General features: G+C 75.8%; 23 protein-coding genes. 14 read left to right on the plus strand and 9 right to left on the minus strand.

Going from position 1 to position 20,059, the window contains the following annotated elements; all coding sequences use genetic code 11:
- Nucleotides 1–4: 4 nt before the first annotated feature.
- Entirely contained in the window at nt 5–664 is a 660-nt protein-coding gene (locus V9U69_RS03070) for an RsiG family protein (protein ID WP_337059830.1), read from the plus strand.
- 126 nt (nt 665–790) lie between these two features.
- Nucleotides 791–1,150, plus strand: a complete 360-nt coding sequence (locus V9U69_RS03075; RefSeq protein WP_337059831.1) for a DUF2516 family protein — start codon at nt 791–793, stop codon at nt 1,148–1,150.
- Here the strand turns inward: V9U69_RS03075 and V9U69_RS03080 are convergent.
- A complete protein-coding gene (locus tag V9U69_RS03080) occupies nt 1,135–1,476 on the minus strand; it encodes a hypothetical protein (protein WP_337059832.1) in 342 nt (113 codons plus the stop codon). The genes V9U69_RS03075 and V9U69_RS03080 overlap by 16 nt on opposite strands.
- A 94-nt stretch (nt 1,477–1,570) precedes the next feature.
- On the opposite strand from V9U69_RS03080, the gene dtd reads away from it, so the two are divergent.
- The gene (gene dtd / locus V9U69_RS03085; RefSeq protein WP_337059833.1) at nt 1,571–1,996 is read left to right on the plus strand and encodes a D-aminoacyl-tRNA deacylase; all 426 of its coding nucleotides are present in this window, start codon (nt 1,571–1,573) and stop codon (nt 1,994–1,996) included.
- On the opposite strand, the gene V9U69_RS03090 is transcribed toward dtd, so the two are convergent.
- On the minus strand, nt 1,974–3,044 hold the full coding sequence (locus tag V9U69_RS03090) for a LacI family DNA-binding transcriptional regulator (protein WP_337059834.1): 1,071 nt from the start codon (nt 3,042–3,044) through the stop codon (nt 1,974–1,976). The two genes, dtd and V9U69_RS03090, sit on opposite strands and share 23 nt — an antisense overlap.
- A gap of 2 nt (nt 3,045–3,046) precedes the next feature.
- Entirely contained in the window at nt 3,047–3,964 is a 918-nt protein-coding gene (locus V9U69_RS03095; protein ID WP_337059835.1) for a class I SAM-dependent methyltransferase, read from the minus strand.
- Nucleotides 3,965–4,061: 97 nt separating this feature from the next.
- Between V9U69_RS03095 and mshA the strand changes: the two genes are divergently transcribed.
- On the plus strand, nt 4,062–5,288 hold the full coding sequence (mshA, locus tag V9U69_RS03100; RefSeq protein WP_442907565.1) for a D-inositol-3-phosphate glycosyltransferase: 1,227 nt from the start codon (nt 4,062–4,064) through the stop codon (nt 5,286–5,288).
- Nucleotides 5,289–5,323: 35 nt separating this feature from the next.
- Complete coding sequence (locus tag V9U69_RS03105; protein ID WP_337059837.1) at nt 5,324–6,076, plus strand: phosphoglyceromutase; 753 nt, start codon at nt 5,324–5,326, stop codon at nt 6,074–6,076.
- A gap of 14 nt (nt 6,077–6,090) precedes the next feature.
- On the opposite strand, the gene V9U69_RS03110 is transcribed toward V9U69_RS03105, so the two are convergent.
- Together V9U69_RS03110 and phoU are read right to left on the minus strand one after the other, a co-directional pair.
- The gene (locus tag V9U69_RS03110) at nt 6,091–6,774 is read right to left on the minus strand and encodes a hypothetical protein (protein WP_337059838.1); all 684 of its coding nucleotides are present in this window, start codon (nt 6,772–6,774) and stop codon (nt 6,091–6,093) included.
- Nucleotides 6,775–6,811: 37 nt separating this feature from the next.
- Nucleotides 6,812–7,486 carry a phosphate signaling complex protein PhoU gene (phoU, locus tag V9U69_RS03115; RefSeq protein WP_337059839.1) on the minus strand — a complete coding sequence of 225 codons (675 nt, stop codon included), beginning with the start codon at nt 7,484–7,486 and terminating at the stop codon, nt 6,812–6,814.
- A 172-nt stretch (nt 7,487–7,658) separates the two neighbouring features.
- On the opposite strand from phoU, the gene V9U69_RS03120 reads away from it, so the two are divergent.
- The gene (locus tag V9U69_RS03120; RefSeq protein WP_337059840.1) at nt 7,659–8,957 is read left to right on the plus strand and encodes a sensor histidine kinase; all 1,299 of its coding nucleotides are present in this window, start codon (nt 7,659–7,661) and stop codon (nt 8,955–8,957) included.
- A complete protein-coding gene (locus V9U69_RS03125) occupies nt 8,954–9,634 on the plus strand; it encodes a winged helix-turn-helix domain-containing protein (RefSeq protein WP_166610668.1) in 681 nt (226 codons plus the stop codon). Before V9U69_RS03120 ends, V9U69_RS03125 begins: the two co-directional genes overlap by 4 nt.
- A 45-nt stretch (nt 9,635–9,679) precedes the next feature.
- Here V9U69_RS03125 and V9U69_RS03130 read toward each other — a convergent pair whose 3' ends face one another.
- Complete coding sequence (locus V9U69_RS03130) at nt 9,680–10,333, minus strand: hypothetical protein (protein WP_337059841.1); 654 nt, start codon at nt 10,331–10,333, stop codon at nt 9,680–9,682.
- A 268-nt stretch (nt 10,334–10,601) separates the two neighbouring features.
- Here V9U69_RS03130 and V9U69_RS03135 point away from each other — a divergent pair, with 268 nt between their 5' ends.
- Genes V9U69_RS03135 through ispF form a run of 3 tightly spaced genes read left to right on the plus strand, consistent with a single transcriptional unit; the run spans nt 10,602 to nt 12,252 of the window.
- Nucleotides 10,602–11,084 (plus strand): CarD family transcriptional regulator, encoded by a 483-nt coding sequence (locus V9U69_RS03135; RefSeq protein WP_166610666.1) that lies wholly within the window; start codon nt 10,602–10,604, stop codon nt 11,082–11,084.
- Nucleotides 11,081–11,764 carry a 2-C-methyl-D-erythritol 4-phosphate cytidylyltransferase gene (ispD, locus tag V9U69_RS03140; protein WP_337059850.1) on the plus strand — a complete coding sequence of 228 codons (684 nt, stop codon included), beginning with the start codon at nt 11,081–11,083 and terminating at the stop codon, nt 11,762–11,764. Before V9U69_RS03135 ends, ispD begins: the two co-directional genes overlap by 4 nt.
- Nucleotides 11,761–12,252: a 2-C-methyl-D-erythritol 2,4-cyclodiphosphate synthase gene (ispF, locus tag V9U69_RS03145; RefSeq protein ID WP_337059842.1), complete on the plus strand. Its 492-nt coding sequence runs from the start codon at nt 11,761–11,763 to the stop codon at nt 12,250–12,252. The genes ispD and ispF overlap by 4 nt, the downstream gene beginning before the upstream one ends.
- Nucleotides 12,253–12,295: 43 nt before the next feature.
- On the opposite strand, the gene V9U69_RS03150 is transcribed toward ispF, so the two are convergent.
- The 3 genes from V9U69_RS03150 to V9U69_RS03160 all read right to left on the minus strand — a co-directional run bounded on the left by V9U69_RS03150 (nt 12,296) and on the right by V9U69_RS03160 (nt 15,376).
- Nucleotides 12,296–13,540: an AI-2E family transporter gene (locus V9U69_RS03150; protein ID WP_337059843.1), complete on the minus strand. Its 1,245-nt coding sequence runs from the start codon at nt 13,538–13,540 to the stop codon at nt 12,296–12,298.
- Nucleotides 13,541–13,602: 62 nt separating this feature from the next.
- Nucleotides 13,603–14,244 (minus strand): MBL fold metallo-hydrolase, encoded by a 642-nt coding sequence (locus V9U69_RS03155; RefSeq protein WP_337059844.1) that lies wholly within the window; start codon nt 14,242–14,244, stop codon nt 13,603–13,605.
- A gap of 7 nt (nt 14,245–14,251) precedes the next feature.
- On the minus strand, nt 14,252–15,376 hold the full coding sequence (locus V9U69_RS03160) for an S-(hydroxymethyl)mycothiol dehydrogenase (protein ID WP_337059845.1): 1,125 nt from the start codon (nt 15,374–15,376) through the stop codon (nt 14,252–14,254).
- Between the two features lie 80 nt (nt 15,377–15,456).
- Between V9U69_RS03160 and cysS the strand changes: the two genes are divergently transcribed.
- From cysS to V9U69_RS03180, 4 genes are all read left to right on the plus strand, one after another.
- On the plus strand, nt 15,457–16,875 hold the full coding sequence (gene cysS / locus V9U69_RS03165) for a cysteine--tRNA ligase (RefSeq protein ID WP_337059846.1): 1,419 nt from the start codon (nt 15,457–15,459) through the stop codon (nt 16,873–16,875).
- Nucleotides 16,875–17,846: a 23S rRNA (guanosine(2251)-2'-O)-methyltransferase RlmB gene (rlmB, locus tag V9U69_RS03170; protein WP_337059847.1), complete on the plus strand. Its 972-nt coding sequence runs from the start codon at nt 16,875–16,877 to the stop codon at nt 17,844–17,846. Before cysS ends, rlmB begins: the two co-directional genes overlap by 1 nt.
- Before the next feature lie 182 nt (nt 17,847–18,028).
- On the plus strand, nt 18,029–18,961 hold the full coding sequence (locus V9U69_RS03175) for a DUF559 domain-containing protein (RefSeq protein WP_337059848.1): 933 nt from the start codon (nt 18,029–18,031) through the stop codon (nt 18,959–18,961).
- Between the two features lie 193 nt (nt 18,962–19,154).
- On the plus strand, nt 19,155–20,027 hold the full coding sequence (locus V9U69_RS03180; protein ID WP_442907566.1) for a phosphatidylinositol-specific phospholipase C/glycerophosphodiester phosphodiesterase family protein: 873 nt from the start codon (nt 19,155–19,157) through the stop codon (nt 20,025–20,027).
- The last annotated feature ends 32 nt before the right edge of the window (nt 20,028–20,059 follow it).

Genomic DNA, 20,059 nt, shown 5'->3' on the forward strand with positions numbered 1-20,059 from the left:
CAGGGTGCGCACGCACGGTGGCGCACTGATCGCCCAGAGCGATGAGTTCGATCGGGGAGCGGAGGCCGGCATGGACGAGGAGCACGTCAGCGGGTACCAGCGGGGCGGGCGCCGGGCGCTCGACCGGGTGCTCGCCCCGGAGTTCGTCGCGGACCTGCGCACCATCGAGCTGGCGGAGCTGCGCGAGCGGCGCGCCCTGGCCGAGCAGGAGGAGGCCGACCTCTCCTACGCCCGCCGGCTGCTGCAGGGCCGCCTGGACCTGCTCGGCGCCGAGCTGCAGCAGCGCTCCGGCGTGGACGGCGGCACGGACGTGTCCGCCGCGCGCACCGACGCCGAGCTGGTGGCCCGCCTGACCGACGTGCTGGCGGACCCGCGGCGCACGAACCACGGCATGGGCCGGCACAGCACCGTGCAGCCCAGCCGCGTGGGTGAGCACCGCCGCCGCGCCGAGGCCGCCGTCGCCGACCCGCACCTGTCGGACCTGAGCGCCATGGACGACGAGCAGCTGGCCGCAGCGCGCGAGCGCCTGCTGGGCCTGGAGCACGAGCTGTCCGCCGACCGCCACCGCGTGCAGGAGGTCATGGACGCCTGCACCGAGGAGATCACCCGCCGCTACCGCGACGGGGTCGCCACCGTGGAGGACGCGCTCCCGGGCACCCGCTGACCCGCGGCGCCCGGCCCGGGCACCGGGCGCGGCCGGCAGGGCCGATCGGGTGAGCAGCGCGGCGCGCACGGCCGGGGCCGCCGCGACGGGGGAACCCCGCGGGGCCCCCGACCGTAGGATCCCGGTGTGACCTCCCTCGTCGGCACCGTCCAGTTCGGCGTGCTCCTCGCGATCGCCTTCGCGGCGTTCGCCCTCGCGGCGTGGGCGCTGGTCGACGCCCTGCGCCGCCCCGCGGGCTCGTTCGTCGCCGCTGGCAAGCGCACCAAGACCTTCTGGGTCGCGGTGCTCGCGGTCGCCGCGGCCATCGGCTTCGTGTCGCTGCCGCCGATCTCCGCGGCGGGGTTGCCCGGCCTGCTCAGCATCGTCTCCGTGGTCGCCGCGGCCGTGTACATGGCGGACGTGCGTCCCGCCGTGCGGCAGTTCGGCGGACGCCGCGGCCCCGGCCGCGACGACCGGCGCCAGGGTGGTCCCTACGGCCCCTGGTGAGTCCCCGGGCCCCACGCCGCCCCGCGCCGGGCGGTCGCCGGGCCGGGCCGCCGCGTGCCGCGCACCAGGCGCAGCCCGCACCTCAGCAGCGCCGTGCCCACGACCAGCAGCGCCAGCACGGAGAGCACGTCCGCCTCGGTGAAGCCCCGGCCCGCCGTCCAGGTGTGCAGGATCCGCCCCTCCACCGGCCCGTTCACGCGGGTCCACACCGCGCTCAGCAGTCCCGTCACCACCGCCACGTCCCACCGCGGGCGCACCAGGCAGCTCAGCGTCCCCACACCCAGCGCGAGCAGGGTCAGCGGGATCACCACGGGGACGTCGAGCACCGCCCGATCGTAGGCGCGCCACCGCGACGACGCGTGCCGTCCACCGGGTCCACCCCGCGCGTTCACCCGGTCGGCCGTGCGCCACGCTGGTGCCGTGAGAGCCGTCGTGCAGCGCGTCAGCCGGGCCCGGGTCACCGTCGACGGCGAGGAGACCGGCGCCCTGGACGGTCCCGGCCTGCTCGTCCTGGTGGGCGTCACCCACGGCGACGGCCCCGACGAGGCCGCGCGCCTCGCGCGCAAGGTCGCCGAGCTGCGCGTCCTGCGCGGGGAGCGCTCGGTGCTCCAGGAGGGCGCGGGCGTCCTGCTCGTCAGCCAGTTCACCCTCTACGGCGACACCCGCAGGGGGCGCCGCCCCAGCTGGACCGCCGCCGCCCCGGGGCCCGTCGCCGAGCCCCTCGTCGACGCCGTCGCCGACGCCCTGCGCGCCGCGGGCGTGCCCGTGGCCACCGGTCGCTTCGGCGCCGACATGGCCGTCGAGCTCGTGAACGACGGACCGGTCACCCTGCTGCTCGAGGTGTGAGCACCGAGCCGGAGCTGCCCCGCACGACCAGCTCGCGCGGGGCCAGCAGCAGCGGGCGCGGCGCCCGGCCCGCCAGCAGGTCCAGCAGCAGCCGCGCCGTGGCGGCACCGTCGGCCACCACGTCGCGCCGCAGCGCCGTGATGCCGGGGTCGGCCAGCCGGCACAGGATCGAGTCCTCCCCGGCCACCACCGCCAGGTCGCCGGGCACCGCCACCCCCAGCGAACGCCGTTCCGCGACCACCGTGGCCGCCATGACGTCGTTGTCGTACAGCACCGCCGTCGGCGGCCGCGGCCGCGCCAGCAGCGCCCGCGTCGCCTCCAGGCCCGCGCGCGCGGAGTAGTCGGCGACGACCACCTCCTGCTCGGCGCCCAGCGCCGCGGTCGTCACCTCGCGCCACGCCCGGTCGCGCCGGCGCGTGTGGCGGTACTCGGGCGGCCCGCTGACCCGGGCCAGCCGCCGGTGCCCGCGCAGCAGCAGGTGCTCCACCACCCGCTCGATCGGCTCCCGCTCGTCCTCCACCGAGACCGCCACCGTGCCGGCACCACCGGCCGGCGCCTCCTCCTCGCGCCCCCCGCGCACCACGCTGGGCACCCCCAGCTCCGCCACGAGCGCCAGGCGCGGGTCCTCGACCAGCAGGTCGGTGAGCACCACGCCGTCCACGCGGCGCTCGGCCCACCAGCGCCGCAGCACGTCCACCGCGGTGCCGGCGTCCGGCACCACCGTCATCAGCAGGGACACCGACTCCGTGGCCAGCACGCCCTCCAGGCCGGCCACCAGGCGCATGTAGTACGGCTCCTCGCCCAGCAGCTCCACGTCGCGCGCCACCGCCAGGCCCACGGCGTGCGCGCGGGCGTGCGAGAGGGAGCGCGCCGCCGCGCTGGGCCGCCACCCCAGCTCCCGCGCGACCAGCAGCACCCGCTCGCGGGTGGCCGCGGACACCCCCGGCAGGTCGTTGAGGGCGTAGGACACCGACGCCTTCGACACCCCCGCCACCCGCGCGATGTCGCGGATCGTGGGGCGCGCCGCGCCCGGCGACGGTCGGCTCACGCTCACCTCCGGCTGCCCGTCCTGTGCGCAGGATCATGCCCGAGCGCCGCGGCGGGGCCGCCGCGGGCCCGCGGCGCCACCGCCTCCCACGCGACGGTCAGCTCGCCGAGCCGCCAGCGGGCCGGGCCGTCCAGCACGGGCCAGTCCCGGCGCAGCGCCCGGCACGTCGCCAGCCAGCGCTGCCGGGCGCCGAAGGTGCCCTCCGGGGCGGCGCGCGCCCACGCGTCGTCCGCCGCGCGCAGCAGGTCGTGCACGCCCTCACCGGGCACGTTGCGGTGGATGAGCGCCTTCGGCAGGCGCTCGGCCACCGCCGAGGGCTGCGGCAGCCCGCCCAGGCGCAGCGAGAGCGTCAGCGACACCGGCCCGGCCGCGTCCAGCGCCACCCACGCGCTGCGCCGGCCCAGCTCGTCGCAGGTGCCCTCCACCACCAGGCCGCCCGGTGCCAGCCGCGAGCGCATCAGCTCCCACGCGGCGGCGACCTCGCCCTCGTCGTACTGGCGCAGCACGTTGAACGCCCGCACCAGCACCGGGTCGCCGCCCCCGGGCACCGTCAGCTCGAAGCCGCCCACCGCGAACCCCGGGGCGCCCGCCACGCCGGCCAGCGCCGCGCGCGCCGCGGCCACCCGCTCGGGGGAGACCTCCAGCCCCACCACCCGCACGTCACCGCGCACCCGGCGCAGCCAGCGCTGCAGGTCCGTCACCGTCACCGGCCGCCCGCCGTAGCCGAGGTCGACCACCAGCGGGTCGGCCGCGGCGCGCAGCCGGGCCGCCTGCGTGCCCGCCAACCAGCGCTCCACGCGCCGCAGCCGGTCCGGCCCGGTCGTGCCGCGGGTGACGGTCCCCACGGGACGCGCGGCGGGGCGCCGTGCAGACTGCTCGCCGGACCGCGCGCTGCCGCGGTCGCCGCTGAAGGGGGGCACCGTCCGACGGTAGCCACCCGGGCGGGGTGGTGGTGACGACCAGCGAAGGCGGGCGGGACGAGCGGTGGGTGCGAGCGCGGGGGTGTCCCGGGTGGCGATGGTGTCGGTGCACACCTCCCCGCTGGAGCAGCCGGGCACGGGTGACGCCGGCGGCATGAACGTCTACGTGCTGGAGCTGTCCCGCCAGCTCGCCCTGCGCGGCGTGGAGGTGGAGGTGTTCACCCGGCGCACCTCCTCCGAGCAGGAGCCGGTGGTCGCCGCCGCCGACGGCGTGACGGTGCGGCACGTGGCCGCCGGCCCCTACGAGGGCCTGGGCAAGGACGACCTGCCCGGGCAGCTGTGCGCCTTCACCGCCGGCATGCTGCGCACCGGTGCGCGGCGCACCGAGGGCCACTACGACGTGGTCCACTCGCACTACTGGCTCTCGGGGCAGGTGGGGTGGCTGGCCGCCGACCGTTGGGACGCGCCGCTGGTGCACTCCATGCACACGATGGCCAAGGTCAAGAACGCCCACCTGGCGGCCGGGGACGCCCCGGAGCCGGCCGGCCGGCTGATCGGCGAGGAGCAGGTCGTGGCGGCCGCCGACCGGCTGGTGGCGAACACCACCGCCGAGCGCGACGAGCTGGTGCAGCTGTACGGCGCGGACCCCGCGCGCGTGGCGGTCGTGCCGCCCGGGGTGGACCTGGCGACGTTCTCCCCGGACGGCGGGCGCGCCGCGGCCCGGGAGCGGCTGGGCCTGGCGCAGGACGCCGAGGTGCTGCTGTTCGTGGGCCGGCTGCAGCCGCTGAAGGCCCCGGACGTCCTGGTGGAGGCGGCGGCGCTGCTGCTGCGGGAGCGGCCCGAGCGGCGTTCCCGGCTGCGCGTGCTGGTCCTGGGCGGGCCCAGCGGTTCCGGCACGGCGCACCCGCACGCGCTGACGGACCTGGTGCGCGAGCGCGGGCTGCAGGACGTGGTGCGGGTGAGCCCGCCGGTGCCGCGAGCCGAGCTGGCCGAGCACTACCGCGCCGCCGACGTGGTGGTCGTGCCGTCCCACAACGAGTCGTTCGGGCTGGTGGCGCTGGAGGCGCAGGCGTGCGCCACCCCCGTGGCGGCCGCCGCCGTGGGGGGGCTGCGCACCGCGGTGGCGGACGGCGAGTCGGGCGTGCTGGTGGGTTCGCACGACCCGCGGGACTGGGCGCGCGCGCTGGGCGGGCTGCTGGACGACCCGGCGCGGCGGGCGGCGCTGGGGGCGCGGGCGGCCGAGCGGGCCCGCGGCTTCGGCTGGGCCCGCACGGCGGAGGCGACCCTGGAGGTGTACCGGCGCGCTCGCGCCCTTCGCCCCTGAGGTCCGGGCCCGGTGCCCTCGGTAGGGTGCCGGGCATGAGCGAAGCGGCGCACACCCTGGTCCTGTTGCGGCACGGCGAGAGCGAGTGGAACGCCAGGAACCTGTTCACCGGCTGGGTGGACGTGGCGCTGTCCGAGAAGGGCCGCGAGGAGGCGGCGCGCGGCGGCCGGATGCTCGTGGAGTCCGGCGTGCTGCCGGACGTGGTGCACACCTCGCTGCTGCGCCGCGCGATCACCACCGCCCACCTGGCGCTGGACGCGGCCGAGCGGCACTGGATCGACGTGCGCCGCTCCTGGCGCCTGAACGAGCGCCACTACGGTGCGCTGCAGGGCAAGGACAAGAAGCAGACCCTCGCGGAGTTCGGCGAGGAGCAGTTCATGCTCTGGCGCCGCTCCTTCGACGTGCCGCCGCCGCAGATCGAGCTGGGCTCGGAGTTCTCCCAGGACGGCGACCCGCGCTACGCCGGGCTGGGGGCCGACATGCCCCGCACCGAGTGCCTGGCGGACGTCGTCGAGCGCATGCTGCCGTACTGGCGCGAGGCGGTCGTCCCGGACCTGCGGGCCGGCAAGGTCGTGCTCCTCGCGGCGCACGGCAACTCGCTGCGCGCCCTCGTCAAGCACCTGGACGGCATCTCCGACACCGAGATCGCCGGCCTGAACATCCCCACCGGCATCCCGCTGCTGTACCGCCTGGACGCGGACCTGAAGCCGCTGGTGCGCGGTGGCGAGTACCTCGACCCGCAGGCCGCCGCCGCGGCCGCGGCGGCGGTGGCCAACCAGGGGCGCTGACGGCGCGAGGACGCTCAGGCGCCGGTCGTGACGCTCGTCGTCGCGACCGGCGCCGTGCTCGTCGCCGTGGACCCCTCCGACGGGGTGGCGGTGCCGGAGGGGGTGGCGCCGTCGGCGTCCTCGTCGCACGAGCGGGCCAGCGCGGTCTGCAGCCGCTCCTGGGCCTCCACGGCGGCCGTGCCGGCGGCGGGGTCGGCGACGGTGCCCGCGGCCCGGTCCAGCTCCTCCACGGCGGCGGTGAGGTCGGCCGTCGAGCCGGTGGCCGGCGTCAGGTCGCCCGCCTCCTGCGCCAGGCGCTCGTAGTAGTCCAGGACCAGGCGCGCGTCCTCGGCGAGCTCGGGTGGTGCCGCGGCGAGGACGGAGGCGTAGTAGGACGGGCCCTCCTGCGTGGTGACCAGCGCGTACACGGACTGCGCTCGCGGGTCGCCGCGCGGGACGTCGAGCCGTTCCAGCTCCGCCGCGAAGGCGCCGTCCAGCTCCTCCTGGGCGCTGCGCACCGCGGAGCAGTCGAAGGCCGGGGTCGTGGCCGTGGGGGCGCTGGTGCCCGGTTCCGGGGAGAGCGTGGGTTCCACGGTGGTCGTCGTGGGCGCGGGGCCGGGCAGCTCCTGCTCGGAGCAGCCGGCGCCGGTCAGGACGAGTGCCGCGCAGGCGGCCAGCACCCCTGCCGCTGCGCGGGGCCGGCGCCTGGGGTGGTCCACGTGCTCGACGCTACACCGGTGCGCAGCGCCGCGGAGGTCAGCCGACCAGCGGCAGGCCGTGCGGTTCCGGTGCCTCGTGCGAGCCGGTCACCAGGAACGTCACGTTCTTCGCCACGGACACGGCGTGGTCGGCGAAGCGCTCGTAGTAGCGGCTGCACAGCGTCAGGTCCACCGCCACCTCCGTGGGCTGCCCGGCGCTGCGCGCCATCAGCTTCTCGAACACGCTGCGGTGCAAGCGGTCCATCTCGTCGTCGTCGGTCTCGAGCTCCGCGGCCAGGGCCACGTCGCGCGAGGCGATCACGCTGCCGGCCTTGGTGACGATGCGCTCGGCCACCTGCGCCATCTGCAGGACGGTGGAGCGGTACTCGGCCGGCACGACCGGCTCGGGGTGGCGCAGCCGGGCGAGCTTGGCCACGTGCCGGGCGAGGTCGCCCATGCGCTCCAGGCTGGTGCTCATCCGCAGCGCGGTCACCACCACGCGCAGGTCCGTCGCCACCGGCTGCTGGCGCGCCAGCAGCTGCAGGGAGCGCTCCTCCAGGTCGTGCTGCAGGGAGTCGATGCGCTGGTCGGCGGTGATGACGCTCTCGGCCAGCTCCCGGTCGGCGTCGAGCAGGGCGGTCGTGGCGCGCGACATGGCCGAGCGCGCCAGGTTCGTCATCTCGACGAGGGTGTCGACGAGGTGGACCAGTTCGTCGTGGTAGACGTTGCGCACGGCTGCCTCTCTCGAGCGGCGGTTCAGCGGTGCCCGCTGCGGCTCCCGCCGTCCTGGAGGTTCCCAGGTCCGGGTGAACGGACGCCGCCGCGCGCGTGAACACCTGGCGCCGCGGCGGCCGGGCGGCCCGGCCGTGCGGAGCAGGGGTCCTCGGCAACCTTAGGCTGGTGCCGTGGTCGGCGACATCTCGAGCAGCATCGCCGCTGCCGCCGGCGTGCTGGCCGGCGCGGCCGGCGTGCTCGCCTTCCGCGTCTCCGAACGGCTGCAGCACCACGACCCCGCTCCCAGCGAGCCGGTGGGCGTGCCCCCCGGGGTCAGCGACGTCCTCATGGCGCTGCGCTCCTCTGCGGTCGTGCTCGACGCGACCGACGAGGTCGTCAAGGCCAGCGCCGCCTCCTACGCCGCCGGCGTCGTGGCCGGCCGGGAGGTCACCGACGCCCAGCTGCGCGAGATGGTCCGCGCCTGCCGCCGCGACGGCCGGGTGCGTGAGATGGAGGTCGAGCTGGCCCCCGGGCTGGGCCGCCCGCCCGCCGTCGTGCTCGCCCGCGTCTCCCCGCTGGGGCCGCGCCACGTGCTGCTGCTGCTGGAGGACCGCACCGAGTCGCGGCGCGTGGAGGCGGTGCGCCGCGACTTCGTCGCCAACGTCAGCCACGAGCTGAAGACGCCGGTGGGGGCGCTCTCCCTGCTCTCCGAGGCCGTGGAGGACGCCGCCGACGACCCCGAGGCGGTGCGCCACTTCGCCCGCCGGATGCGCCGGGAGTCGAAGCGGCTGACCCAGCTGGTGCAGGAGATCATCGACCTCTCGCGCCTGCAGGCGGCGGAGAACGTGGTCGAGGCGACGCTGCTGGAGGTGGACGTCCTCGTCGCCGAGGCCGTCGACCGCAGCGTCTCGGTGGCCCAGCAGCGCGAGTCGGACATCGTGGTCGCCGGTGAGCGCGGTGTCCTCGTCAGCGGCGACCGCGAGCTGCTGGTGACGGCCATGCGCAACCTCGTGCACAACGCCCTCGCCTACTCCCCGGAGCGCAGCCGCGTCGTGGTGGAGGTGCGCAGGGTGCGGCCGGCGTCGGGGGAGGAGGGCGCCGCCCCGGCGGCCGTGGACATCGCCGTCTCGGACCGCGGTGTGGGCATCAGCCCGGCGGACCTGGAGCGGATCTTCGAGCGCTTCTACCGCGTCGACCCGGCCCGCTCGCGCCTGACCGGCGGCACGGGGCTGGGGTTGTCCATCGTCAAGCACGTGGCCGGCAAGCACGGCGGTGAGGTCCGGGTGTGGAGCGTCGAGGGGGAGGGCTCGACGTTCACGCTGCGGCTGCCGGAGGCGCCGGCGGCGACCCCCGCGGCCGACGAGCCGCCGGAGGCGCTCGCCGCCGAGCCCCACGACCCCCCGCGGCGCGTTCAGCGCGGCGCCGCGGGTCCTTCCCGACGCTCTCCGGGACAGACCCCGGAGAACTCACCCCTGGAGGTTCGACCGTGACGCGCATCCTGGTGGTCGAGGACGAGGAGTCGTTCTCCGACCCGCTGTCCTACCTGCTGCGGCGGGAGGGCTACGACGTGGCGGTCAGCGACACCGGCCCGGCGGCGCTGGAGGAGTTCGACCGGGCCGGCGCCGACCTGGTGCTGCTGGACCTCATGCTCCCCGGCATCCCCGGCACGGAGGTGTGCCGCCAGCTGCGCACCCGTTCCAGCGTGCCGGTCATCATGCTCACCGCGAAGGACTCCGAGATCGACAAGGTCGTCGGGCTGGAGATCGGCGCGGACGACTACGTCACCAAGCCGTACTCCTCCCGCGAGCTGCTGGCGCGCGTGCGCGCGGTGCTGCGCCGCGGGGCCGAGCCGGAGGAGCTGGTGCAGACCACGGTCGAGGCCGGCGGGGTGCGCATGGACGTGGACCGCCACGTGGTCACCGTGCGCGGCGAGCAGGTCCCGCTGCCGCTGAAGGAGTTCGAGCTGCTGGAGATGCTGCTGCGCAACGCGGGACGGGTGCTGACCCGCGTGCAGCTCATCGACCGCGTCTGGGGTTCCGACTACGTCGGTGACACCAAGACGCTCGACGTCCACGTCAAGCGCCTGCGCGCGAAGATCGAGCCCGACCCGTCCAACCCGCGCCACCTGGTGACGGTGCGCGGGCTGGGCTACAAGTTCGAGGGGTGAGCGGGCGGGCGCCGCGGGTCCGGGGGAGCCGCGGCGCCCGGCGGGTCAGTGCTCGCCGGCCTGGCCCTCGCGGATCGTGCCCTCCTCGCCCAGCGCGGGACCGCACTGGATGTCCTCCTGGTCCGCGGCGGCCGTCTCCACGCCGGGGTTCGGCGCCGCGGTCGGCGTGATCTCGGAGTACTCGAAGCAGGGCAGCAGCACGGGCGCCTCGACCTCGATCTCCACCCCGCTCGAGCGGAAGGTCAGCGGCAGGGTCTCGCCGGCCACGACGGGGACCTGGGGGATCTGCATCCACGCCGGGGCCTGCTCGTCGACGCCGAGGGGGATGTCCCCACCGTCCACCCCGTCCACGGCGGCCGGGGCGCCGATCTGCACGACGTGGCCGGCCGGGATCGTGAACGTCTGCTCCGGAGCCTCTCCGGCCTGCAGGCCCGCCGCCTCGACGTCGGCGGCGACCGTCACCGTGGCGTCCTCGAGGGAGTCGTTGACCAGGGTCACCGAGACCACGCCCGGCTCGTCGAGGCCCGCGGAGACCACGAGGGCGTTGCGCACCTCGACGGTGGCCACGGTCGCGTTCTTGCCGTCGCTGGGGTCGTACGGCCGCAGGACGACCGCGGGGGAGAAGGTGGAGCACCCCGCGACCCCGAGGGTGCTCGCGACGGTGACGAGGGCGACGGCGGCGCGCTGGCGGAGCTTCACGCGTTCAGACTACCGGGAGTCGTAGCCGTCCACCCGGGCGCCGGTGCCGCGGGGGCGCGCCGCCGCCGCGGGCCCGCCGGCCGGCCCCGGCGACCGCTCCGGGGGGCGCGGGACCGGCGCCCCTGCGCGCGCGAAGCACGCGGATCGGGTCGTGTCAAGGGGGGCGTGGGCGGCCTTCGGGGCTCTGACCTGCGCAAACGCGCTCACGAGGGGTGCCCGGCCGCTGCTCGGCGTGGTAATCTGGAGCCAGGGAAAGGGGTCACGTTCTATGGCTTTCACGGTCGGCGAAACGGTCGTCTACCCCCACCACGGGGCTGCACTGATCGAGGAGATCAAGACCCGCACCATCAAGGGCGAGGAGAAGCTCTACCTCGTGCTCAAGGTCGCCCAGGGCGACCTGACCATCGAAGTGCCCGCCGAGAACGTCGACCTCGTCGGCGTCCGGGACGTCGTCGGTCGCGAGGGGCTGGACCGGGTGTTCTCGGTCCTGCGCACCCCGTACGCGGAGGAGCCCACGAACTGGTCCCGCCGGTACAAGGCCAACCTCGAGAAGCTGGCCTCCGGGGACGTCATCAAGGTCGCCGAGGTCGTGCGCGACCTCTGGCGCCGCGACCAGGACCGCGGTCTGTCCGCCGGTGAGAAGCGGATGCTGGCGAAGGCGCGCCAGATCCTCGTCTCCGAGCTGGCCCTGGCCGAGAACACCAACGAGGACAAGGCCGAGTCCCTGCTGGACGAGGTCCTGGCCTCCTGACCTGCGCTCTCGTCGTCCCGGCCGCCGGCCGGGGCGAGCGTCTGGGGGCCGGCCTGCCCAAGGCCCTCGTGGCCGTGGCCGGGGAACCCCTGCTCGTGCACGCCCTCCGGCGCGCCCTCGGCTCCGGCGTCGTCGACGTCGTGGTGGTGGTCGCCCCGGAGGGTGAGCAGCAGCGGGTGCGTGAGCTGCTCACCCCCCTGGGGGTGCCCGACCTCCGTGTCGTGACCGGGGGAGCGGAGCGGCAGGACTCCGTGCGCTGCGGTCTGGCCGTGCTGCCGGAGGACGTCGACGTGGTCCTCGTGCACGACGCCGCCCGGTGCCTGACCCCGCCGTCGGTCTTCCGCTCGGTCGTCGAGGCGGTCCGCGGTGGTGGGGTGGCGGTCGTGCCCGTGCTGCCCGTCTCCGACACCGTCAAGCGGGTCGCCGCCGGGCGTGTCCTGGAGACCGTGGACCGCCGCGAGCTCGTGGCGGTGCAGACCCCGCAGGGGTTCGCGCCGGGACCCCTGCGTCGCGCCCACGCAGCGGCCACCGCCGCCGCGCCGGCGACCGACGACGCCGGGATGCTCGAGGCGCTCGGCCACGAGGTGCTCACCGTGGCGGGCGACGACGCCGCCTTCAAGGTCACGCGCCCGGTGGACCTGGTGCTGGCCGAGGCGCTGCTGAGAGGAGGGGGCGCGTGAGCGCCGACCGCACCGCCTGGCCCCGCGTGGGCACCGGCGTGGACGTGCACCCGCTGGCGGCCGGCCGCGAGTGCCGCGTGGCGGGTCTGCTGTGGCCCGACGAGCCGCTCGGCCCGCAGGGCCACTCCGACGGGGACGTGGCGGCCCACGCCTGCGCCGACGCGCTGTTCGCCGCCGGCGGGCTGGGGGACCTCGGGGCGCACTTCGGCACCGGGCGCCCCGAGTGGGCCGGCGCCTCCGGTGCCCGCCTGCTCGCCGAGGCCGCCCGCCTGGTGCGCGCGGCCGGCTACGAGATCGGCAACGTCTCCGTGCAGGTCGTGGGCAACCGCCCGCGGATCGGCACCCGCCGCGCGGAGGCGGAGGCCGTGCTGTCCGCGGCGTGCGGCGCGCCGGTCAGCGTCTCCGGCACCACCACCGACGGGCTGGGACTGACGGGGCGCGGCGAGGGGATCGCCGCGATCGCCACCGCGCTCGTCGTGCCCGTCTGAGCGGCTCCGTCCGCAGCGCCGCGGAGCCCCTCGGGGGCGCTCCTCAGGAGCGCTCGTCCGGGTGGGCGCCCTTCGCGGCGGCAGCGGCGGCGGGCTCGCCCTCGGCGACGGCGGGGTTGCGGCGCAGGGGGTTCTTCTTGGTCTTGTGCTCCTCCGCGGGGTTCTCCGGTTCGTCCGGCAGGAGCACGTGGTGCACGTAGCGCAGCACCACCGTGAGGATCGCAGCGACGGGCACGGCGAGGAACGCGCCGATGATGCCGAACAGCGTCCCGCCGATCGTCACCGCCCCGATGACCACCGCCGGGTGCAGCGCGAGCGTCTTGCCGACCAGCAGGGGCTGCAGGACGTTGCCCTCCAGCTGCTGCACGAGCAGCACGATGCCCAGGACGATGAGGGCCTCCACCCAGCCGAGGGTGACGAGCGCCACGAGGGTGGCCAGGACCCCCGTCACCACGGCCCCCACGATGGGGATGAAGGCCGCGAAGAAGATCGTCACGGCCAGGGGCAGGGCGAACGGCACGCCGACGATCCACAGGCCGATGCCGATGAAGAACGCGTCGACGAACGCCACGGCCGCCTGGGACAGGATGTACCCGCGCACGGTCGCCCAGACCCGGGTGCCGAGCTCGGTGGCGTGGTGGTGGGTGCGCGCGTCCAGCCAGCGGCGCGACCAGGGCAGGAGGCGGTCGCCGTCGGACAGGCAGAAGAAGGTCAGGACGAGCACCAGCAGGAAGGTGATCACGCCGGAGCCGATGCTGGCGCCGACGGTGCCGACGCCGCCCACGACCCCCAGGGCGATGCTCTGCGCGTTGCTCTGCAGCTCCTGCAGGCCCTGGTTGACGAGGTCGCCGACCTCCTCGTCGCCGAGGTTCAGCGGCGGGCCGTTGATCCAGTCCTGCACCTGCTGGATGCCGGCGACGGCGGAGTCGGCGACCTCCCCGAACTGACCGGCCACGCTGGGGATCAGGGCGGCGAAGATGCCGACGACGAGCGTGACCAGGATGAGGATCGACAGCAGGGCGGCGATCGCGCGCGGCAGCACGGCCCTCAGCAGGCTGGCCAGCGGCCACAGGATCGCGCTGAGCAGCACCGCCAGCAGCAGCGGCAGCAGCAGCGACCACCCCTTGCCGAGCAGCCACAGCAGGCCGGCCACGCCGATGCCGATGACGAGCAGGCGCAGCGTCCACCGGGCGGCTTCGGCGATGCCGCGCTCCACGACGTTGACCGTGCGCGGCTGGTTCCCCGTGTCGGCGGGCGGTGCGCCGGGAGGCGCTGTGGGATCACTCACGGCAGCGATGCTGCCAGGAGCCGGGGCGCCCGCCACTCGGGGTGCCCCGGCACCGTCGCCGGTCAGTGCCCGCGGTCGATCCACTCCTGCAGGTGGGGCGCCTCGTCGCCGACGGTGGTGCTCTCCCCGTGGCCGGTGAGCACCCGCGTCTCCGGCGGCAGCTCCAGCAGCACGTCGCGGATCGAGGCGACGATCGTGTCGAAGCTGGAGAAGGAGCGGCCGGTGGCGCCGGGACCGCCGTTGAAGAGGGTGTCGCCGGTGAAGACCGTGCCCAGCGCCGGGGCGTAGAAGCACACCGCGCCCGGGGTGTGCCCGGGGGTGTGCAGCACGTGCAGGTCGGTGCCGGCCACCGTGACGACCTCGCCGGGGACCAGGTCGGTGGTGGCCAGCCCCGGGTGGGTCAGCTCCCACACCTCGCGGTCGGCCGGGTGCAGCAGCACCGGGACGCGGTGCTCGGCGGTGCTGAAGCGCTCGGCCAGTTCCGGAGCGCGGCGCACGTGGTCGTCGTGGGCGTGGGTGCACACCACGGCCAGCAGGCGGCGGTCCCCGATCGCTGCGGCGATCGCGTCGGCGTCGTGGGGGGCGTCGATGACGACGACCTCGGTGTCGTCGCCGATCAGCCAGACGTTGTTCTCGACGTCGAAGGTCTGCCCGTCCAGGCTGAACGTGCCGGAGGTGACCAGGTGCTCGACCCGGGCGCTCATCGCCGCCTCACGCGCCCATCACGACGACCGAGCGCAGCACCTCGCCGCGCTGCATCGTGGCGAACGCGGCCTCGACGTCGCCCAGCCCGATGCGCTCGGACACGAAAGCCTCCAGCGGCAGCCGCCCGCGCGCGTGCAGCTCCAGCAGCTGCGGGAAGTCCCGCTCGGGCAGGCAGTCGCCGTACCAGGACGACTTCAGCGCGCCGCCGCGACCGAACACGTCCGCCAGCGGCACCTGCAGCTGCATCTCGGGGGTGGGCACCCCCACCAGGACGACGGTGCCGGCCAGGTCTCGCGCGTAGAACGCCTGCCGCCACGTCTCGGGCCGGCCGACCGCGTCGATGACCACGTCCGCGCCGAAGCCGTCGGTGACCTCCTGCACGGCGCGCACCACGCCGTCCTCGTCCAGCCCGCGGCTGTTGACGGTGTGGGTGGCGCCCAGCTGCTGCGCCCAGCCGAGCTTCCTGTCGTCGATGTCGATCGCCACGACGCGCCGGGCCCCGGCCAGCACCGCCCCGGCCACCGCCGCCGCGCCCACCCCGCCGCAGCCGATGACCGCCACGGTGTCCCCGCGGCGCACCGGGGCGGTGTTCACCGCCGCGCCGATGCCGGCCATCACCCCGCAGCCGAGCAGTCCGGCCACGGCCGGGTCGTACTCCAGCGCCGAGCCGTCGTAGATCGAGGTGTCGATCCTCGTGGCCTGCCCCGCGGCCACCAGCGTCTTCGGGGCGAACGCCCCGATGCCCAGCGCCGGGCTCAGCGGCGTGCCGTCGGTCAGGGTCATCTTCTGCGTGGCGTTGTGCGTGTTGAAGCAGTACTGCGGTGCGCCGCGCTTGCAGGCGCGGCACTGCCCGCACACCGCCCGCCAGTTCAGCACCACGCTGTCACCGACGGCCACGTTCGTGACGCCCTCGCCGATCGCGGCGACGGTGCCGGCGGCCTCGTGGCCCAGCAGGAACGGGTAGTCGTCGGTGATGCCGCCCTCGCGGTAGTGCAGGTCCGTGTGGCACACCCCGCACGCGGCCACGTCGACGACCACCTCGCCGGCGATCGGCTCGGGCACCACGACGTCCGCCGTCTCGACGGGGGCACCCTTGCTGCGGGAGATGATCGCGGGAACGGTCCAGGCCATGGGCCGACCCTAGTCGAGCGCCGCCCGCCGGGCCCGGGCGAGCGGACGGCGGGCCGGTGGCCGACCGGTAGCCTGGCGGGGTGACCCTGCGCCTCCACGACAGCGCCGCCGGCGCGGTGCGCGACTTCGTCCCGCTGCAGCCCGGGCGGGTCGGCGTCTACGTCTGCGGCGCCACTCCGCAGGGCTCGCCGCACCTGGGGCACGTGCGCGCGCAGGTCGCCTTCGACGTGCTGCGCCGCTGGCTGACCGCCACCGGTCACGAGGTGACCCTGGTGCGCAACGTCACCGACATCGACGACAAGATCCTCGCCAGGGCCGCCGAGGCCGGGGTGCCGTGGTGGGCGCACGCCTACCGCTTCGAGCGCGAGTTCGCCGCCGCCTACGACGCGCTCGGGGTGCTGCCGCCGACGGTGGAGCCGCGCGCCACCGGCCACGTGCCGGAGATGGTCGAGCTGATCGAGCGGCTGGTCGAGCGCGGCCACGCCTACCCGGCCGCCGACGGCTCGGGCGACGTCTACTTCGACGTCCGCTCCTGGCCGGCGTACGGCGAGCTGACCCACCAGGACCTGGCGGACATGGAGCCGGCCGCCGACGCGGACCCGCGCGGCAAGCGCGACCCGCGCGACTTCGCGCTGTGGAAGGGCGCCAAGCCCACGGAGCCGGCCAGCGCCTCGTGGCCCACCCCGTGGGGCCGCGGCCGCCCCGGCTGGCACCTGGAGTGCTCGGCGATGGCCGGGCGCTACCTGGGCAGCCGCTTCGACGTCCACGGCGGTGGCCTGGACCTGCGCTTCCCGCACCACGAGAACGAGCAGGCGCAGTCGCGCGCGGCCGGCGACGGGTTCGCGAACTACTGGCTGCACAACCACTTCGTGACGATGGCCGGCGAGAAGATGAGCAAGTCGCTGGGCAACGTGCTGGGCGTGCCGAACCTGCTGCGCGAGCACCGCGCGGTGGTGCTGCGCTACTACCTCGTCTCGGCGCACTACCGCACGGCGCTGGAGTACTCCACCACCTCGCTGGTGGAGGCGGAGGCGGCGTACTCGCGCCTGGAGGGGTTCGTGCACCGCGCCGCCGAGCGGGTGGGGCCGGACGTCCCCGCCGGGCAGGTGGCACCGGAGTTCGCCGCCGCGATGGACGACGACCTGGCCACCCCGGCCGCGCTCGCCTCGCTGCACGAGGCGGCCCGCCGCGGCAACCAGGCGCTGGCGGACGGCGCCGGCGAGCAGGTCCTCACGGCGTACCAGCAGGTGCGCGCCGGTCTCGGCGTTCTCGGGCTGGACCCCCTGAGCGAGCCGTGGGTCTCGCGGTCGGGCACCTCGGACGCGGCGCGCGACGCGCTCGACGTCCTGGTGCGCGCCCGCCTGGAGGAGCGTGCGGCCGCCCGCGCCGCGCGAGACTTCGCCACCGCCGACGCGGTGCGCGACTCCCTGAAGGACGCGGGCATCGTGATCGATGACACGCCCACCGGTGCCCGGTGGTCGCTGGAGGGTGAGCAGTAGTGGCGGGGAACTCGCAGCGCCGTGGCGCTGTCAGCAGGAGCAAGAAGGGCCCGAGCGGCGGCACCGGCGGCAAGAACCGCCGGTCGCTGGAGGGCAAGGGGCCGACGCCGAAGGCGACCGAGCGCACCGGCCACCCGGCCGCCGCGCGCGCGGCGAAGGCGGCGCACCGGGCGGCCACGACCAACCCCCGCACCGGCGCCCGCCCGCCCGCCCGGCGCACGGCGAAGAAGACCGGCGAGACCGAGTGGATCGCGGGCCGCAACTCCCTCGTGGAGGCGCTGCGGGCGGGGCTGCCGGTCACGGGCGTGTACGTCGCCTCGCGCATCGACTCCGACGACCGCGTCAAGGAGATCCTCGCCGCGGCCGGTGACCGGGGCATCCCGCTGCTGGAGGCGTCCCGCGCCGACCTGGACCGCCTCACCGAGGGTGCCGTGCACCAGGGCGTGGCGGCGTCGGTGCCGCCCTACGACTACGCCCACCCGCGCGAGCTGCTGGAGCGCGCGGCCGACACCGGCCGCCCGCCCCTGGTGGTGGCCCTGGACGGGGTGACGGACCCGCGCAACCTCGGTGCCGTGATCCGCTCGGTGGCGGCCTTCGGCGGGCACGGCGTGCTCGTGCCGGAGCGCCGCGCCGCCGGCGTGACCGCGTCGGCGTGGAAGACGTCGGCGGGCGCCGCGGCGCGCGTGCCGGTCGCCCGGGCGACGAACCTGACCAGGGCGCTGCAGGAGTACCAGGAGGCGGGGCTGTTCGTCGTCGGCCTGGACGCCGACGGCGACGTCGCCCTGCCGCAGCTCCAGCTCGCCGACGGGCCCCTCGTGGTCGTCGTCGGCGCGGAGGGCGCGGGCCTGTCCCGGTTGGTGCGCGAGACGTGCGACCAGGTGGTGAGCATCCCGATGGCCGCCGCGGTGGAGTCCCTCAACGCCGGTGTCGCCGCGGGCATCGCCCTGTACGAGGTCTCCCGCCACCGCTGACCCCCTCCCTCCCCACCGGGGCGGAAACCATGGTTTCCGCCCCGGTGGGACCCGTTCGGAGGCGGGGACCACGGTTTCCGCCTTGGGGAGCAGCGGATCCACAAGGGCGCCCAGCGGGTGTGCCGTCCCCAGGTACGTCGCGGCGGTCCCGCAGAGCGCGGTGCAGGACCGACCGTGACCGGGTGCTCCCGCGCTCGCCCCGCCGCCGTCCGGACCAGCTGCCCCGCGTCTTCCTCGGCCGTCTCGCCGTCGAGGCCGGTGCCCTCAGCGAGAAGCAGTTGCGCGGGCCGAGGGTACGGCGGGTGTTCCGCGGCGTCTACACGTCGGCCGGCATGCCGCTGACGCACGAGCTCCGCGTCGAGGCGGTGGGGCTGCTCCTGCCGCCCGGGGCGGTCGTGACCGGCCGGTCGCAGGCCACCGTGCTGGGCGTCCCCCTCGCCCGGGCGTCGGACGACGTGGAGGTGCTGCTGCCCGCTCCGGGGCGCTGGACGATGCCGACCGGGGTGCGCGTCCGTCTGGGACGAACGGTCGAGGCCGGCGGCACGTGGCACGGCGTGCCCCTGGCACGACCTGAACGCATGGCGTTCGACGTGTGCTCCCGGGTGGCGAAGCCCGACGGGGTGGCCGACCTGGACCGGCTGGCACGCGGCGGTCTGCTGGACCCGGTGCGCTTCCAGCAGTGGCTCGAGGACGTCCACGACCCCCACGTCGTCCCCGCCCGGGCAGCGGCGCTGCTGTGCGATCCGCGGGCCGAGTCCCCGCAGGAGTCACGGGTGCGGGTGCTGTGCCGCGACGCGGGCCTGGACGTCGTCCCCGCGGTGGAGGTGCGCGACGCGGCGGGACGCTTCGTGGCCCGGGTCGACCTGGCCGTGGAGGAACTGCGGGTCGCCGTCGAGTACGACGGCGAGTGGCACGCGCTGCGGGAGGAGCTCGAGCGCGACCGCCGCCGCCTGCGCGCGCTGAGGGACGCGGGCTGGGAGGTGGTGCACGTGACCGCGCAGACGTTGCGCGAGCCGGGCGCCGTCGTCGACGCCGTGCGCCGCGCCCTGGACCGTCAGCGCAGTGTCGCCCGGCTCAGCTCATCCGGGGCGGGAACCGTGGTCTCCGCCCGGTGACGACTCCTCCGGAGGGCGGAAACCATGGTTTCCGCGGAGGAGGTGGTGTTCGGGAGGAGGTCGCCGGGTGTTCGCCCGGGCGTCGTGATCACCTCGTAGCGTCCGCCTCCGTTCGTTCCCCCTCGACGACGGAGGCCCCGTGCGCCGCCCCACCCGATCCCTGCTGCTCGCCGCCCTCAGCGGTGCCGCCCTGCTGCCGCTGACCGCGACCGCGGCGGCCGCCACGACGCTGCCCGCCGACCCCGGCGCCGCGCCCGCGCCGGTCCCGGCCGTGCAGCCGCTGCCGCAGGCCCACGCCCACAACGACTACGAGCACGAGCGCCCCCTGCTGGACGCCCTCGAGCACGGCTTCACCAGCGTCGAGGCCGACGTGTACCTCGTGGACGGCGAGCTCCTCGTCGCCCACGACTCCTGGGACCTCGACCCCGCCCGCACCCTGGAGTCGCTGTACCTGGAGCCGCTGGCCGCGATCGTCGCGCAGAACGGCGGCAGCGTGTACGGCGACGGCGAGCAGGTGCAGCTGCTCATCGACATCAAGAGCGACGCGGTCGCCACGTACGCGGCGCTGGACGCGGTGCTCGCCGAGTACGACGGCCGGGACGCGGGCCTGTTCACCACGTACGAGCTCACCGCGGACGGCTACGACGGCGAGGACGGTGCCGTCAGCGCCGTCGTGTCCGGCAACCGGCCGGTGGACCTCATGGCCCGCCAGCAGGTGCGGCACGCGGGGTACGACGGGCGCTCCGGCGACCTCAACAGCGGGGCGGACCCCGACTTCATGCCGCTGATCAGCGACAACTGGAACAACCTGTTCACCTGGCAGGGCGTCGGCGAGATGCCGGAGGCGGAGCGCGCCCGGCTGCACGACTTCGTGGAGGCGGCGCACCTGGCCGGCCGCGAGGTGCGCTTCTGGGCCACGCCGGACGCCCCCGGCCCCGAGCGGGAGGCGGTGTGGCGCGAGCTCGTCGCCGCCCACGTCGACCAGATCAACACCGACGACCTCGCGGCGCTGCGGGACTTCCTGCTGTCGGTGCAGGCCGAGCAGGCCGAGCAGACGGCCGCTTGAGCCCACCCGTGCGGCGCTCCCCGCCGGGGAGC

It is taken from the genome of Kineococcus sp. G2 (assembly GCF_037154035.1).
Taxonomy (GTDB): Bacteria; Actinomycetota; Actinomycetes; order Actinomycetales; family Kineococcaceae; genus Kineococcus.